The following is a 15,051-nucleotide window of genomic DNA, read 5'->3' as shown; positions in this document are numbered from 1 at the left end:
AAATTATATAATCCGCCGAAACACAGTTAAATAGTGGGTTTCATGGCAGTCAACAGGGAGTTACGGAAAATGCCCGATTAAGCCAAAGGTAGTTCTGGCGGGGCTACCAGACCGGAAAGGTGAGTTTTACCACTCCTTTTCCGGTTTTTTATTTCGCTGAAATCCCCGCCCATTGCGTATATAAGCCGGGCAGCTTCGTTTATCCTTGTGGTTCGATATTGCGTTCCGTCAAAAACGAGTTTTTCGGGGTATATCGAACCGATGATTTGGCGTTTTTGTGCTACGGTGCTTTGTTAATATAGTGCATCAAAGAGGGAAAGGTTGCTTCAATAATTCTTTATTATTCTACCCCCTCACTTATATGTATAAAAATTTACTATATTGAGTATGGTATGTCAGCAATTGCAATAAATACAAACTATGTCAATCTAAATTCCAGACTTGCTGTCGGGCAAGAAGGGATTTTTTCTATTGAAAGTACAGATCTAAAACTTCCAATAGTTGAGGGCGACGATTTGCTTTTCTTGAATAAACATACTGGAGATGACCTCGAATTTAGTTCTCTCGGCTTAGTAACTAAGTCAGTAGGTAGAGAGCTAAAACCTCCGCAAAGTACGAATCGAAAAATTAAACCTAAGCCCCAGCCACCTAAATATCTACATAAATTTGAGTATAAAATTGAATCGCGTCTAGAAAAAAATAATCTTTTAAGCGAACTAGAATATAGTCTTCCATTTGTCGACAACCACAACAAACCAGCAGTTCATTTTTTTCAACAGTATCGAAATATACCTTCTACTGAGTTCGAAACAATTGTAAATGGCTGGGTTTATGCTACCCGTACTGTTTTTGGGAAACTGGTTAACGCGCTACCAAGACAGAACCGACTCGAATTCGCACTTCATGCAATGGATAGATTTCAGACGATTGATCTATCCAGCATCAACATCCTAATTGGCCTTAATTTTCTATTTGAGTATATAGAAAAAAGAGTTTTAAGTCGCGGACGCATCTTAATTGCTACTGACAAATTACTTCATTCTCACTTCAAAGATCAAATTCCACCCAACGAAGTAGCATTTATTGATCCAGACACAGAAGTAAAGCTAAACATAAGTGCGCAGGCTGCACTTTTCCAAAAATTATTCGAACTGGAGGGACAGCATACTATTGAAACCTTCCTTGAAAAAACAGTACGTGAAAATCCTGAGATAGAAGCTAGATTTCAAAAAATTTTCAAACGGCGTTCATGGCCCATTGATTTAGGAAAATGAAAGATTTCGTAGATCACATTCAACAATATGCATCATTATTAAAAAAATGCAGTATCTGGGAAAACAGTACTGAAATTTTGGCACCTGTGGTGGGCAGCCAGTCTTCTAATGTTGCCAACGACTATATATATGAATTCTACTGTTACATTTGCATAATAATAGACCTTTCTGCCAACTATGATATTTCATTTATCGAAGGTAACGGCTCATTTAAATTTGCATTCCCCAAAAAGGCTGCTATTAAAAGCGGAAAACCTCGGTTCCATGCTTCAGTTGACGGGAAACTATGTTTTCAAATTTGTGCAGGCACCCTCATTAGAAGTCCGTATCCAATTGAGAAAAATCACCCAGATATCTCATTCCAGACTGCGAACGCAAGTGAGGACCCGGATCAGAATGATCTGATTATGATTATGGATGCAAAATTTAGCGAACACCCCACTTCGAAACTTCCTAAAGACGAAGTTTATACTTTTCAATCAATGGTTGAACTATTTGAACTCAGGGGCCAGAGAAAACACCACGTCGAGTTTGATAAACTTAAGGACTTAGAAGGAAACTGTCTTCTGACCAATGCAAGAGCTCATTCTGATACAACAAACATCGCATTACTGCGAAAATGGTCAATAAAAGAAGTCGAAAATTTCTATCCGGGTAGGAAATGTAACGTAATCGGATAATCAAAGAATAACCAACTTAGTAATTTAAATAAAATAGCTTGAGGTATATTATCCAATAGGTTGTTGATGATTTGTTATTTCCAGAACCGATCTAGTGGAGTCTTTTTCTTCATTATCCTCCTCTTAAAATTCATACTACTAACTCCCCAATGCGACCACCGGGAGCAGTGGGCAAAGCAGTTTCCGTCCTACGGAAACACCGCTTGCCTTAATACACAACGGAGGAGCACGGGTCGGGAAATTCTAGCTTAACAGCCTGGGAAAAGAAAAAGCGCCCTCAATCTCACTTTCATCACACATCACTTTTCATATGTACAAAAAATAAAGCCCGCAACTCAATTTAAAGGCCACAGGCAGTTGGTTATCAGTCAACTAGACTAGCCAGCAATCGTAAATCATCAATAAAATGTTTCGAAAACTGTTCGGTAGGGTACCAAACCGGGAAAGCGTTTTACAACTACTTTCCCGGTTTTTTCATTTCAGCCAAACCCTTTCCCATTCCGCCCTGCAAAAGCCTTTCCTCAACGGTGGCACCTCCGTAATAACAATCTCTTATCCCCCTTTCTTATACACCCTACCCGCAACCAAACAAGCAACGATCATAATCCCGACGCACCAGGCAAGGGCAACCCATATTCCATTGCCCACCGGCTGGTTTAAAAGCAATGCGCGGATCGCCTCCACTATCGGGGTCACCGGCTGATTTTCTGCAAAGGCGCGCACAGGCCCCGGCATGGATGCCGTCGGTACAAACGCGGAGCTGATTAAAGGCAGGAAGTGAATCGGGTAAGCGATTACACCCGCACCATCCACCGATTTTGCGGACAATCCGGCAATCGCGGCTACCCATGTCAATGCCAATGTAAACAGCGCGATTATGCCGGCCACGGCAAGCCATGATAATATTCCCGCCGGTGAGCGGAAGCCCATGAGGAGTGCTACGAGAATGATCACAACAAGTGAAATCGCATTGGACACCAACGAGGTTAGCACATGCCCCCACAGCGCGGCTGAACGCGCAATCGGCATGGAGTTGAAACGCTCGAATATTCCCCGTTGTTTATCTAAAAACAAGCGATAAGACACATAACCTATACTATTTGCAACGGCAATCAGCAGTATACCTGGCAACAAGTAATTTACATAGTTATCCGTGCCGGTTTGAATGGCGCCGCCTAATACATAGACGAACAGCAGCATCATTGCAATCGGCATGATGGTGACCGTGATGATAGTATCCAGGCTGCGAAAAATATGGCGCAAGCTGCGTCCGAGCATAACGCCCATATCCATGAGATAATAGTTCTTTATCGTTTCCATTAGTTTTCATTTTTTTTGCCGATGATCGCAAGGAATATTTCCTCCAGCGTCGGCTGTTTTTCAATATATTCTACTTTTGCGGGCGGGAACAGCTTTTTCAGCGCCGCGAGCGTGTCGCTCACAATAATCCTTCCTTCATGAAGAATGGCAATTCTGTCGGCGAGCTGTTCCGCTTCCTCCAGGTACTGTGTGGTAAGGAATACCGTCGTGCCGTTACCCGCAAGCTCTTTGACGATCCTCCAAACCTCAATACGAGCCTCGGGGTCAAGCCCGGTAGTGGGCTCGTCCAGGAAGACAAGCGGCGATTCTCCGACAAGGCTCATGGCAATATCCAGCCTGCGGCGCATGCCTCCCGAATAAGTCGACGCCCTTCGGTTGGCAGCATCAGCTAAACCGAAACGTTTCAACAAATCGTCTGCGACCTGAAGCGGATCTTTAACGTGCCGCAGCTTAGCAATCATAACAAGATTTTCCCGCCCGGTCAGTATCTCGTCCACGGCGGCAAACTGCCCTGTCAGGCTAATAGACTGCCGCACATTGCCTGGCTGAGCAACAACGTCGAACCCGTTTACGATAACATTCCCGCTGTCTTGTTTTAACAATGTGGTCAGGATTTTAACAATTGTCGTCTTGCCTGAACCGTTGGAGCCGAGCAGGGCGAATATGCTTCCCTTTTTCACCTCGAAATCCACTCCTTTCAGGACATGCAGCTGCCTGTAGGACTTTTGGAGTCCTTTTACTTGAATTGAGTTTTCCATATATTTTTCTCTTTATATAATTGTGACTTTAGAAAGATCGGCACCGATGCCTTTGAGTGCGGCGTAGGTCAGTTTATCCATCTTTGCGCCGTCAAAGCAGATGGTTTTGATCGCACGGTAGTATTTATTAGTCAGGGCAAACGTCGGGATGAATGACACATTTCTAAGGGTGGTGCCCTTAAACGTCGCTTCGTTCAGCGCGGCCTTGTCGAACCTGACGCCTGTAAAAGTCAGTCCGTCCAGGCACGTCCCCCGCAGGTCACAGTATTTGAAATCCACACCACTGAAGGTACATTTCTCAAAGACCGTATTCCTGAGGTCGATCATGATCAGCTTTACGTCGATCAGTGTTACATTGGTGAATTTTGCCCTGGTCAGCTCCGTCTTGTTGAATTCGGTACGTACAAGAATGGTCTTGTTGAAACTCGCATCCACCAGATCGAGAATGGAAAAATTGCAGTCTGTCAGATTTGCGCCGTCAAAATTGGCCCCGCGTGCATTACCGACCTTAAATGAGCTGCCGGTCAGGTCCGCACCCGAAAAGTCCGAGCCAAGCAATGTGCTCGCGTCAAATTTGCTTTTATGCGCGGTGACGCCCGCGAAGTCGCTTTCCGCCAGGTTGCTCGCGCTGAAGTCCGTCAACAGCTGGCGCTCAGAGCCGGGGAGGCTGGCAACCTCCTCCTGTGCCGCTTGCTCAATGTTGCTATCAATGGCAACGGACATCTTAACAGCCGTTTCATCAGCCGTGGATGGGAAGTTTTCTGAAAAATAGTTAAGGTCAACCCCGAAAATTTCGGCGAGGCGATTAAGCGTAACGATATCCGGAATTGATTCTCCGCGTTCCCATTTTCCAACCGCCTGTTGGCTGATAAACAGCAGTTGGGCAAGTTGCGCCTGCGACATATTTTTCTCCTTCCGCGCTTTGGCAATTTTGCCGCCAATTAACTTAGTATCCATATGTACTCTTTTTTGTTTTGATCTTTCGATACTGCAAAGTTATTCCAGTTCACCGGCAGAATCACCAAAAATGCCGATCCTAATAGTTGTGACTACACCACTTGTCGTTGTTATTTAACAACTGGCAGTAGTTTTTGAGGATTTAGGGTTAATTCTGAGGTATTTTGCCTGGGATAATCTTGGGTACTAGAGCGAGAAAGCTGTTACCCCTGCGGTATGGATTTTGATAAAAAACAATTAAAATTCAAAACCTAACGAACATGCCCACAGCTATTTCAAAAGACGGCACTGCCATTGCTTACGACAAAACCGGTAAAGGTCCGGCCATTATACTGGTGAATGGCGCTTTGGCCCACCGGAACTTCTATGGCGAAAAAGACCTGGCAGACATCCTTGCCAAAGATTTCACGGTCATCTATTTCGACCGGCGCGGCCGCGGCGAGAGCGCCGATACCAAACCTTACACTGTCGAAAAAGAAATCGAAGACATAGCAGCGCTTATTGACGAAGCGGGCGGTAAGGCATATTTATACGGCGTTTCTTCCGGCGCAGCCCTGTCGTTACACGCTGCGGAGAAGCTCGGGCCTGAAAAAGTAATAAAACTGGCGCTATATGAGCCTCCTTACGGTTCTGCCAATGCCAAACAGTTTGCCGGACAGAAAAAGCAAATAAATGAACTGATCACAGCCGGTAAACCGGGCGAAGCCGTAGCAGCCTTTCTGGAAAGCACAGGAGCAACTCCCGACCAGATAGCAGACATGAAAAAATCACCTGAGTGGAGGGAAATGGAACGTCTGGGTCCTACACTCGCATATGATTTTGAAGTCCTGGGAGACGGCTCAATTCCCGCTGATGTTGCAAAAAGAATAATGATGCCTACACAGGTCATGTATGGTGAAAAGAGTTTCGATTTTATGCATGAAACCGTTGAAACGTTGGGGAAAATTATCCCCGGTGCCGTGCGTAAAACGCTCAGGGATCAGGCGCACCAGGTTTCCCCGGAAGCTATTGCGCCCATACTAAAGGAATTTTTTGAGTAAAGAACACATGATGATGGCTTCGGGATCAGCCTTTATCCAGTATTTTCAAAGCTTCGTCATCCTTATAGTTTTTGATCTGGGTGCGAAGCTCTTCTTTAAGACTGGCGGTTACTTTCTCTGTTCCTTTTGTGCCGTAAATATTCCGCAGCTGCATCGGGTCTTTCACAAGATCGTACAGCTCCCAGGTATCGGACTCGCCGTAAAACCTCACCAGCGTGTAACGGTCTGTGCGCAGCCCGAAGTGCGGATACACATGATGCGGCTCGGGAAACTCGTAATAATGATAATAAGCCGCCTTGCGCCAGTTTGACTTATCGGCGCCGGGCGTCACCAGCGGCATGAAGGATACGCCTTGCATTTCCTCCGGCACGGCTACGCCCGCGATATCAAGAATGGTCGGCGCCCAGTCGATGTTCGTCATCAGCTCATTTACTTTGGTGCCGGGTTTGATCACACCGGGATAACGCACGACAAAAGGCGTGCGGAGAGATTCTTCATAAATAAATCTCTTATCGAACCAGCCATGCTCGCCAAGATAAAAACCCTGGTCTGAAGCGTATACCACCACGGTATTTTCAGCCAGTCCGGACTTGTCGAGATAATCCAGCAGGCGGCCGATGTTCCTGTCCAGAGAACGGGCAGTGGAAAGGTAATCTTTCAGGTAACGCTGGTATTTCCATTCGGTAAGGGCTTCGCCGCTGAGTTTTTTGTTGTCAAACTCTTTGCTCACTTTGTCGTAATAGGCTTTGAACTTGGCTTTTTCTTCAGGCGTGAAGCGGTTATATACAAACCGGTTGTAGTCCGCATGTACTTTCAGGTCTTCTTTGAGGCGCATCGTTTTTTCGATGCTCATGTCCTGGTTTTGTGCGGCTGCGCGGTTTTTGTAATCGTCCTTAAAGGATTTGGGCAGCGGGAAATTCACATTGTCGTATGCGCCCAGGTCCTGGATATCCGGCAGCCACTCGCGATGCGTGGCTTTGTGGCCCACCACCAGCATAAAAGGTTTGCTGCTGTCGCGGTGCTGCAGCCAGTCGATGGATACATCTGTGATCACATTGGTCACATAACCGGGCACACGGGCAGTGTCTTTACCTTTTTCGATCAGGTCGGGATTGTAATATTGTCCCTGGCCGGGAAGGATGCGCCAGTAGTCAAAACCGTCGGGGAGGCTGCCCAGGTGCCATTTCCCGACCCAGGCCGTCTGGTAATTGTTTTGCTGCAACACGCGGGGGAAGAGCAGCTGCGTGATGTCAAAGCGTTTTTCATTCAGCGGGTACCCGTTCCGGTGGCTGTATTTGCCCGTAAGTAAGGTTGCCCGGCTGGGCCCACAGATGGAATTGGTAACAAGCGCATTGCGGAAGATCGCTCCTTCCCGCGCAATACGGTCGATGTTCGGCGTCTGCGCCAGTTTACCCCCATAGGCACTTACTGCCTGGAAGGCATGGTCGTCGGAGAAAATAAAAATAATGTTCGGCCTCTTCGTTTTCTGTGCCTGGCTGGAAACGGCCAGCAGCAACAGGAAGGCAAAAAATGTTCTTTTTGGCAGCATCTTGATGTTTTTACGGGTTATCAGGATTTCTTTTTCAGCTTATTCAACAAACGTTTTCCTTTCGCCAGCTTCCGCGTCCCTTTCACCAGCAGGTAGTTAAGGGCTTTCTGCACGGGCGTCACCGCAATGCTTTTACCCATGAACGTACCTTCAAAGAGCGCTTCCGCTTTATAATATTTGTAATAAATACCTCTTTCCAACTCCCAATACCCGTACTTCAGCAGGTCGTCACCGGAGGGGAGCGGTTGCAGGTCCTGCTCCAGGAACGCCACAGCTTCTTCGCGGGTGGATGGGATATAAAAACCTTTCAGGCGGTCGTAAAATGAATTGCCCAACAGCACTACCGGTTTGCCAAAAAAAGCGGCTTCCACGCCCATGGTGGAACCAAAGACCACCACGATATCCGCCGCATCCATCAGTGCGTAGGTGTCTATCACTTCTTCCGCGCCGATAATCGTGAGGTTTCTAAAACGCCTGCCTATTTCTCTTAGTTCTTTAACCTGCGTGTTTTCCAGCCCCTTCAGATTGGGGTGTACGCGAAGGTAAAAATGAATGTCTTCCCGGTGTTCCAGGCTCTCCAGCAGCCTTGCGATACCGACGTTGTCCGTGGGGTATATCTTGCCGGAAATACCCGCAATGCCCTCATATTCGTCCAGCGAGGAATTATACAGCACGATGTTCTTCACATTCCTGTCAAACCCCGCCGGCAGGCTGCCTCTCTCCTGGTCCGCGGTGAACACCACCCAGGACTGCATGATCCGGTTCCTCCTGTCCACAAAAAACTGCCGGCCTCTCTCTTCTTTTCCTTCCGGCGCTTTTTCCCAGCCCTCTTCGATCTCGCGCGCAAGGTTCACCAGCGAATGCGGCGTACTGTTGTCGCAAAGGATATATTTTTCAATAGTACCGCCCCGCTCGTGCGTCTGGAAATGAATCCCCCTTTCTTCACAAAGCCGCATCATCGGGCGGATCTCAAGATAACGGCCGTTAAAAAATATTACGAGGTCCGGTTGCAGTTCGTCCAGCATCTTTTTGGCATTTTCATGCACGTACAGGGAGGTCCAGATGCCGTCGTAGATTTCTTTTTTGAACTTTTCGGTATCCAGCCGATGGTCGCGGTAAGAGGAGATAAGGGAAGACGCCACGCCCATGCCGATGTCCGAGCCTTCGAAAGTGAATTCCTTTACTTCTTCCATGGAAGCGAACTTCCGCGGAATGATCTTTTCATCCAGCGGTACATCTTTGAAATACAAAACGTTCTCCGGCGGAAGGCCGAGAATGTCGAAGGAGTTTTTCTGACGGCTGCGGCAGTCACGGCAGATCCACTCCGCCCGGGTGAAGTTGATGCAGCAGGTATGCAGCTCGCCCCGGCATTGCACAAAATACACGTCGTGGCCCTCTTTCATGAGGTCCACCGCAATCTCCATCTCGGTCTCAATGTGCGGCGTGATGTTCATGCCGTTAAAAAACAAAACTTTCATGCTTCCTTATCTGCTATATTAAATGCCTGTGATCGTGAGCGGAGTACCTTGTTTGTAAGCCATCCTGGCGGTTTGTCCAAGGAGTTTTTCATAATACCTCGGGTGGAGGCCGTCCCCGGGACGAATCACCCGGATGTTTTCGGCGGTGAATGTTTCCCCGGGCTGAATATCTTTTACAACGTAAATAGAACGTTTGAAGAGCAGGCTCTTTTTCTCCGCTTCCTGCACACCGTATTGCACATGGCCCAGGGCCAGGAAAGCGCTGTTCGTTTCTTCCGCCAGCCTGGCAAATTCTCCAGGTTCCATGGAAAACGCACTATCCACACCGCCGTCCGCGCGTCTTAAGGTAAAATGTTTTTCAATCACGGTGGCACCAAGCGCAGTAGCCGCTACCGCCACGCCCGTACCCATCGTATGATCGGAAAGGCCTACCTGGCAGTTGAACAGCTGTTCCATATGCGGAATGGTGAGGATATTCGTATTCTCCGGCGTTGCGGGATAAGTACTGGTGCATTTCAGCAGCACCAGGTCTTTACAGCCGTTTTCCCGCAGGATGTTCACCGATTCGCTGATGTCCGCCAGTGAACTCACGCCGGTGGACATGATCACGGGTTTCCCGGTAGCAGCTACCTTTTTCAGCAGCGGCCAGAATGTATTTTCAAAAGACGCGATCTTATAACAAGGCACATTCAATGATTCGAGGAAGTCCACCGCCGTTTCATCGAAAGGGGAACTGAATGCCAGGATGCCGCGTTTTTGAGCGTGGTCAAAAATAGCCTGGTGCCATTCCCATGGCGTATATGCCATTTTGTAGAGATCATACAGTTCCTGGTTGTTCCAGAGGGAATTTTCATCCCTGATAGTATAGGCCCCCTTGATGGTCATGGTGTCCGCCGTGTAGGTCTGCAGCTTGATCGCGTGCGCGCCCGCATCCGCGGCGGCATCCACGATGGCCAGCGCCCTGTCCAGCGACTGGTTGTGGTTTCCGCTCATTTCCGCAATGAGAAAAGGTCTATGTTGAGGACCTATTTTCCAGGGTCCAATATTAAAAGCGCTGTTATTTTTCATCTGTTTTATTTTAAAAGCGTTCCTGCCCATGAGTACCCCACACCAAAACCGGCAAGAATAATTTTTTGCCCGGCTTTTATCTGTCCGGAAAGAAGGCCTTCCCTGAGTGCAATAGGTATTGAAGAGGAAACAGTGTTACCGCAGTTTTCCATATGCGTGAAGAATTTTTCAGGCGGAATACCAATTTTTTTTCTGATAAAATCAAGCATAAATTTATTGGCCTGATGAAAGACGAACCAATCCGCATCCTGAAGAGTAATATTATTTAATGCAACGGTTTCTTTTATTAGCCCGGGAACGGAAGAGGTGGTGAATTGGAAGATGGCGGCTCCATCCATGTACAAATTGTTGTCGTTCTTTTTCCACTGCCCTTCATCGGTAAATTCGTTCTGCCCGCTATATTCAGGATGCCGTACCCCTCCATTTTTCACCATAAGATTTTCCGCGCCCCTACCATCGGTACCGAAAATGAATTCCGATATTTCCCAGAGCCCCCGCTGCGCGGATATAATACTTGCCGACGCAGCATCTCCAAAAATGGCGAGGTTCGATTTATCTTGCGGATGTATAAATTTACTGTAAGTTTCCGCCGTAATAAACAATACATTTTTTGCCATGCCGGATGCAATCAATCCCTTCGCAAGACTTAATCCGTAAACATAACCCGAGCAACCAAGGTTAAAGTCCAACGCACCTATATTCGTCCTTAATCCTAATTTATCCTGAAGCACACATGCGGTGGTAGGCAAAAGGTAATCAGGACTTTGCGTGCAGTAAAGCAGAAAATCAATATCCGTTTTTGAACAGGCACCTTGCTCAAACAATTTTTCCGCTGCTTTTATGGCCAAATCACTTGCATACTCATTTTCACCCGCTATACGCCGTTCATTGATACCTAACTTAGAAAAGATCTTTTCTTCAGACCACTCCAAAAAATTCGTGCTTATCTCTTTATTGAAGAGTGCCTTTTCAGGAAGGTAGTAGGCGATATCCCTCAAATAAACATGCATACACTCGGCGTTTTTCTGATAGTTATATTCTAGGATAATTGTCTGGAAGAAACGAAAGTAAAGACCTCGCCAATCGTTCCCAGTTCTTTCATTTCGTCGATTGTCATCTTAACTTTATATTCATCTTCGATCATTGCAATGATAGCCATTGCTGTCAGGGAATCCCATGAGGGAAGTTGTCTGAATGCTGAATCTTCGCTGATCGTTGATATATCTTCTCCAACAAATTGATCGATGAATTTGAACTTAAAATCACTGAACTCCATGGTCGAGCGGTTTAAATTTTAATGTGTTAATAAAGTAATCCCTTTTTGTTTCCCACTCAGACTTAAGCAGACCAAGCCCAACGACATCGAGAAAATTTCTGTCTTTACAAATATGCTGCTTAAAAAAGGCCTCCTGCTGAAATCCAAATTTCTTATGCAGTTGAATGACCCTTTCGTTGGATGTCAAAACCTCGCATGCCACCTTATTTAAATTCAGTTCAAAAAAAGCATACTCCAGCGACATAAATTCAACCCTCGCACCGATCCCGCTGCCCAGGTATTCTTCTGCTCCGATGTAAAAAGCCCATGTACATTTCCGGTTTACGAGGTCGATCCCCATAAATGAGACCAGACCGACGGGAACATCTTCTGCGGTGATAATCCAGTATTTGCAGGTTGGGTCCTGCTCTATCCTGTTGAACCATTTCACCTGATCTTCAGCGGAGATCTGTATATTAGTGTACATAAATTGACTGACCGCGCTGGAATTCCTCCAGTTCCTTACCATCTCGAGGTCTTCCCTGGTCATCAACTTTAATGATACTGTCATAATTTTCACGGATTAAGTTATTATTGTATCACCTCACAAGTTCCTCAAAAATATCCAATATTCGCTGCCTTTGTTTCCCATCCAGCAGATCTGCAAATTTATGCTGATCCTGTCTGCTAAAACTTCCGTCTTCAGGATAAAAACCCGAAAAGAAATCCTCTGCAAATTTATTCTGTAGCATATGTGTGTAAAATTCAGCCTGGTTATCTGCTGTTTTACACAGGAAAATAGTGCCGGTGCTCACAGCCGCATATTCAAAACAAATCGTGCTTGCGGAGCATATAGCAATACTACATCTTTGCATGACTTCTATCAGAAGCTCCGCGGACAGGTTACGGAATATATTCAGTTGCACCATGCCCGTTTCCTGCAAGGCAAGTGTATCTTCATATTTGTAGGCGCTTCCCAAGACCAGGTTCACCGTTATATTACGGGTGAGATGCTGAGCCCGCGTATATATATTCTGAATGACGGATAAGGTCGTGTTGGACGGGTCCGCTCCTCCGAGGCAGACAAAGATCGTATCGTCTGTGCCTTTTTTCTTCCCGTTCAGCGCCTGTTGTAAAAAACTTTTCCTAATCAGGGCGAATTGCGGACCTGTAAATAACTTACCCCCTTCGCTTAATGAATACATACTTTCATCCACGCCCGGCGCGTGATTGATAACAATGTCCGCAACAAATTTATACGCATGAATATCATCAATACAAACGATCTTGTTGCCTTTGGTTTTCAACAACTGCTGGTAACGGGTATTGAACGCATAGCCATCCAGCACCAGTATTTCATCACCTTCCAGGTGTTCCGCCCAAGCCGCAGCTTCTTCTTCGATAACAGTTCCGGGAAGTGATGTCAGCGCGAAACCGGCTTCTTTAATGTAGCGGCTGAGCGCGGGGGAAGGGTCACGAATGAAAAAACTGCATTCAAATTTCTCCCCGAGCATCATCGCCAATGCGCAGCTCCTGACTACATGCCCCAAACCTATCTGCTGGCTTCCATCGCAACGGAATAATATTTTCGTCCTTGCCGGCATCATAGATATTTTCTAAAAACGGGTTTGGCAGGTTCGCCCTGCAGGTATTGTTGATAGCCGCTTTCCAACGCTTTCGCGTATACATTCAGCGTATGCTCAAATGCTGCTGCGAAATGCGATACATCCTCTTTGGTGTGAGAAAAACAAGGAACGAACACACCCTGAAACAATGCGCCATTCCTGATCATTTCCTGCATAGCCAGCGTGCGCATGCCACTGCATATTTCTTTGGCCTTATTCCTAAAAATGAACACCGGCAACCAATTGCAGGGAGCGACGGTAATGTACTCTTCAAGTCCCGATCGTTTCAGCACGCTGCCGCATTGCGCTACCAGTTCGGCTCCAATAGCGTGATTGTGCCCGATCACATCGTTCTGTTCAAACACATCGATGGTGGCAATAGCCGCGCCAATGTTATGCGTTTCTCCGCCGTGTGTGGTGGATATGAGAAATACTTTTTCTTTGCCCGTTTCCCTGATCCCGCCCAGTTCCATAACTTCTTTGGTGCCGGTAAGCGCACAGAAAGAAAATCCGTTTGCAATGCCTTTGCCCCATGTAGTCATATCCGGCTTTACGTTGTATTTGGTCATGGAACCGGGGAATGCGGTTTTGTAGCCGGTGATCATTTCGTCGATGATGTAGAGCGCGCCATTTTGATGCGCGAGCTCAATGGCTTTGGCGAGATAACCTTCGGGCAGGCCGAAGCTTTTCTCCGGTTCAGAGATCACACAGGCGATCTGGCCAGGATATTTGTTGAACAATTCCCGGAGGGATTCAATATCATCAGATTTGTAGGTAACGGACAGTGCCGAGATCTCTTCAGGAATTCCTCTATCACAGTTGGTTTTACCGATAAACCAATCATCGTAGGAATAAAAAGGATGATCCCCGGGAAATGCGATCAGTTTTCTGCCGGTATAAGCACGCGCCAGCTTGGTAGCTGCAGTGGTAACGGTAGAGCCGTTCTTCGCGAATTTGATCATATCATGGCCAGGGATGTTTTTCAGGAAACGTTCGGCCATTTCCATTTCTATATAAGCAGGGCGCTGAAAGTTCACCCCTTTATCCAGCTCCAGCCTCACACGGTCCAACACAGGTTGGTAAGCATGACCGAGAACCACGGAAGAGAGGCCCATCGAGCAGTCCAGGTATTGATTGCCGTCAATGTCCCATACCTGTGAACCTTTACCATGACTGATGGCCGCGGGAGACAATATTGGAAACTGGTCGTCCCCTTTTGAATAAGTATGCGCCCCGCCCGGGATCAGGTCGTGGATCTTCGCCCGGAACTCATCAGACTTAATGAAATTATTGATCATTATTTAAAGATTTTTGATAGCCTTCGTTTCTTTTTATCTCGCTGTTGATGGATTGTATCGCCGGGTTCGTCCGCAGGAATTCCGCGTAGGCTCCCATGGTGGCGCCTGTGCCCAGCTGCGTGATCAGTTGGGTGATCACATCCAGGTCCCGCTGCTCGTCCACGGTCATTCGCAGGCCGCCAAGCTGAACGCCTTCGTTGAAGTTCGCTGCTTTGAACGTCGTACCGCCTATAAAATCCGAATGCCTCCGGATGAAAGGCGTCACATGCTCCCTGTCCGATGGAAGCGTCGCTTCCTGCCAGGCCTTTTCCAGCGCGGCAAAGCGGAACACTTCTATATCCTGTCCGTCAGGATAGTTTTCTTCGAGTGTATTGCTGCAATAGTCCAGTTGATGACCGAGGGTGTATTGCACTACTTTGTCGATCAGCCGCGGGTCTATCAGCGGGCAATCCGCAGTGAGGCGGATCACGTAGTCCGGTCGGATATCTTTTACCGCCTGGTAAAAACGGTCCAGCACATCGTCCGTACTGCCCTGGAAATATTGTACGCCCAGTTTTTTCATAATGCCAAGCACCGGCTCTATACCGGGCTCCAGCGTGGTGGCCACGATCAGTTTTTGGATGGTGGCGGCGGCGCTGATCCTTTGCAGGTGTATTTCCAGCAGGCTCTGGCCGTTCACTTCACGGAGTATCTTTCCCGGCAGCCGGGAAGAACCTATTCTGGCCTGTGTGATTGCCACTACCTGCATA

General features: G+C 47.2%; 15 protein-coding genes. 3 read left to right on the top strand and 12 right to left on the bottom strand.

What is annotated here, in order from left to right; all coding sequences use genetic code 11:
• Nucleotides 1-392 precede the first annotated feature (392 nt).
• Nucleotides 393-1,274, top strand: a complete 882-nt coding sequence (locus EG028_RS14395; RefSeq protein ID WP_120517157.1) for a hypothetical protein — start codon at nucleotides 393-395, stop codon at nucleotides 1,272-1,274.
• Nucleotides 1,271-1,954: a hypothetical protein gene (locus EG028_RS14390; protein ID WP_120517158.1), complete on the top strand. Its 684-nt coding sequence runs from the start codon at nucleotides 1,271-1,273 to the stop codon at nucleotides 1,952-1,954. The genes EG028_RS14395 and EG028_RS14390 overlap by 4 nt, the downstream gene beginning before the upstream one ends.
• A 552-nt stretch (nucleotides 1,955-2,506) precedes the next feature.
• Here the strand turns inward: EG028_RS14390 and EG028_RS14385 are convergent.
• The 3 genes from EG028_RS14385 to EG028_RS14375 are packed head-to-tail and all read right to left on the bottom strand — an operon-like array spanning nucleotide 2,507 to nucleotide 4,989.
• Entirely contained in the window at nucleotides 2,507-3,274 is a 768-nt protein-coding gene (locus EG028_RS14385) for an ABC transporter permease (RefSeq protein WP_120517159.1), read from the bottom strand.
• On the bottom strand, nucleotides 3,274-4,032 hold the full coding sequence (locus EG028_RS14380; protein ID WP_120517160.1) for an ABC transporter ATP-binding protein: 759 nt from the start codon (nucleotides 4,030-4,032) through the stop codon (nucleotides 3,274-3,276). Before EG028_RS14380 ends, EG028_RS14385 begins: the two co-directional genes overlap by 1 nt.
• A 12-nt stretch (nucleotides 4,033-4,044) precedes the next feature.
• The gene (locus EG028_RS14375) at nucleotides 4,045-4,989 is read right to left on the bottom strand and encodes a pentapeptide repeat-containing protein (RefSeq protein WP_120517161.1); all 945 of its coding nucleotides are present in this window, start codon (nucleotides 4,987-4,989) and stop codon (nucleotides 4,045-4,047) included.
• 260 nt (nucleotides 4,990-5,249) lie between these two features.
• Here EG028_RS14375 and EG028_RS14370 point away from each other — a divergent pair, with 260 nt between their 5' ends.
• Nucleotides 5,250-6,029 carry an alpha/beta fold hydrolase gene (locus EG028_RS14370; RefSeq protein ID WP_120517162.1) on the top strand — a complete coding sequence of 260 codons (780 nt, stop codon included), beginning with the start codon at nucleotides 5,250-5,252 and terminating at the stop codon, nucleotides 6,027-6,029.
• A gap of 25 nt (nucleotides 6,030-6,054) precedes the next feature.
• Here EG028_RS14370 and EG028_RS14365 read toward each other — a convergent pair whose 3' ends face one another.
• From EG028_RS14365 to EG028_RS14325, 9 genes are read right to left on the bottom strand one after another with little or no spacing between them, the layout of a single operon-like run.
• A complete protein-coding gene (locus EG028_RS14365) occupies nucleotides 6,055-7,578 on the bottom strand; it encodes a sulfatase family protein (protein ID WP_120517163.1) in 1,524 nt (507 codons plus the stop codon).
• Nucleotides 7,579-7,598: 20 nt separating this feature from the next.
• Nucleotides 7,599-9,056, bottom strand: coding sequence for a capsular polysaccharide export protein, LipB/KpsS family (locus EG028_RS14360; protein ID WP_120517164.1), 1,458 nt, complete (start codon nucleotides 9,054-9,056; stop codon nucleotides 7,599-7,601).
• 18 nt (nucleotides 9,057-9,074) lie between these two features.
• Nucleotides 9,075-10,124 (bottom strand): pseudaminic acid synthase, encoded by a 1,050-nt coding sequence (gene pseI / locus EG028_RS14355; protein ID WP_120517356.1) that lies wholly within the window; start codon nucleotides 10,122-10,124, stop codon nucleotides 9,075-9,077.
• 5 nt (nucleotides 10,125-10,129) lie between these two features.
• Entirely contained in the window at nucleotides 10,130-11,134 is a 1,005-nt protein-coding gene (locus EG028_RS14350; RefSeq protein WP_120517165.1) for a 3-oxoacyl-ACP synthase III family protein, read from the bottom strand.
• A gap of 29 nt (nucleotides 11,135-11,163) precedes the next feature.
• Entirely contained in the window at nucleotides 11,164-11,400 is a 237-nt protein-coding gene (locus EG028_RS14345; RefSeq protein ID WP_120517166.1) for an acyl carrier protein, read from the bottom strand.
• Nucleotides 11,387-11,950 carry a UDP-4-amino-4,6-dideoxy-N-acetyl-beta-L-altrosamine N-acetyltransferase gene (gene pseH, locus EG028_RS14340; RefSeq protein WP_120517167.1) on the bottom strand — a complete coding sequence of 188 codons (564 nt, stop codon included), beginning with the start codon at nucleotides 11,948-11,950 and terminating at the stop codon, nucleotides 11,387-11,389. The genes EG028_RS14345 and pseH overlap by 14 nt, the downstream gene beginning before the upstream one ends.
• Nucleotides 11,951-11,978: 28 nt before the next feature.
• On the bottom strand, nucleotides 11,979-12,983 hold the full coding sequence (gene pseG / locus EG028_RS14335; protein WP_241559141.1) for a UDP-2,4-diacetamido-2,4,6-trideoxy-beta-L-altropyranose hydrolase: 1,005 nt from the start codon (nucleotides 12,981-12,983) through the stop codon (nucleotides 11,979-11,981).
• Nucleotides 12,983-14,302, bottom strand: coding sequence for a glutamate-1-semialdehyde 2,1-aminomutase (locus EG028_RS14330; RefSeq protein WP_120517169.1), 1,320 nt, complete (start codon nucleotides 14,300-14,302; stop codon nucleotides 12,983-12,985). Before EG028_RS14330 ends, pseG begins: the two co-directional genes overlap by 1 nt.
• A complete protein-coding gene (locus EG028_RS14325) occupies nucleotides 14,292-15,050 on the bottom strand; it encodes a cytidylyltransferase domain-containing protein (protein WP_120517170.1) in 759 nt (252 codons plus the stop codon). The genes EG028_RS14330 and EG028_RS14325 overlap by 11 nt, the downstream gene beginning before the upstream one ends.
• Nucleotide 15,051: the final 1 nt, after the last annotated feature.

The sequence above is a fragment of the Chitinophaga barathri genome (assembly GCF_003807585.1).
GTDB classification, from domain to species: domain Bacteria; phylum Bacteroidota; class Bacteroidia; order Chitinophagales; family Chitinophagaceae; genus Chitinophaga; species Chitinophaga barathri.
The sequence above is the reverse complement of the archived record's forward strand: the minus strand, read 5'-3'. Positions and strand labels throughout refer to the sequence as shown.

Coding starts and splice junctions, on each gene's coding strand:
- EG028_RS14375 (WP_120517161.1), bottom strand. CDS start 4,989: ATGGATACTAAGTTAATTGGCGGCAAAATTGCCAAAGCGCGGAAGGAG.
- EG028_RS14370 (WP_120517162.1), top strand. CDS start 5,250: ATGCCCACAGCTATTTCAAAAGACGGCACTGCCATTGCTTACGACAAA.
- EG028_RS14330 (WP_120517169.1), bottom strand. CDS start 14,302: ATGATCAATAATTTCATTAAGTCTGATGAGTTCCGGGCGAAGATCCAC.
- EG028_RS14360 (WP_120517164.1), bottom strand. CDS start 9,056: ATGAAAGTTTTGTTTTTTAACGGCATGAACATCACGCCGCACATTGAG.
- EG028_RS14325 (WP_120517170.1), bottom strand. CDS start 15,050: ATGCAGGTAGTGGCAATCACACAGGCCAGAATAGGTTCTTCCCGGCTG.
- pseG (WP_241559141.1), bottom strand. CDS start 12,983: ATGCCGGCAAGGACGAAAATATTATTCCGTTGCGATGGAAGCCAGCAG.
- EG028_RS14385 (WP_120517159.1), bottom strand. CDS start 3,274: ATGGAAACGATAAAGAACTATTATCTCATGGATATGGGCGTTATGCTC.
- pseI (WP_120517356.1), bottom strand. CDS start 10,124: ATGAAAAATAACAGCGCTTTTAATATTGGACCCTGGAAAATAGGTCCT.
- EG028_RS14345 (WP_120517166.1), bottom strand. CDS start 11,400: ATGGAGTTCAGTGATTTTAAGTTCAAATTCATCGATCAATTTGTTGGA.
- EG028_RS14380 (WP_120517160.1), bottom strand. CDS start 4,032: ATGGAAAACTCAATTCAAGTAAAAGGACTCCAAAAGTCCTACAGGCAG.
- EG028_RS14365 (WP_120517163.1), bottom strand. CDS start 7,578: ATGCTGCCAAAAAGAACATTTTTTGCCTTCCTGTTGCTGCTGGCCGTT.
- pseH (WP_120517167.1), bottom strand. CDS start 11,950: ATGACAGTATCATTAAAGTTGATGACCAGGGAAGACCTCGAGATGGTA.
- EG028_RS14395 (WP_120517157.1), top strand. CDS start 393: ATGTCAGCAATTGCAATAAATACAAACTATGTCAATCTAAATTCCAGA.
- EG028_RS14390 (WP_120517158.1), top strand. CDS start 1,271: ATGAAAGATTTCGTAGATCACATTCAACAATATGCATCATTATTAAAA.
- EG028_RS14350 (WP_120517165.1), bottom strand. CDS start 11,134: ATGCATGTTTATTTGAGGGATATCGCCTACTACCTTCCTGAAAAGGCA.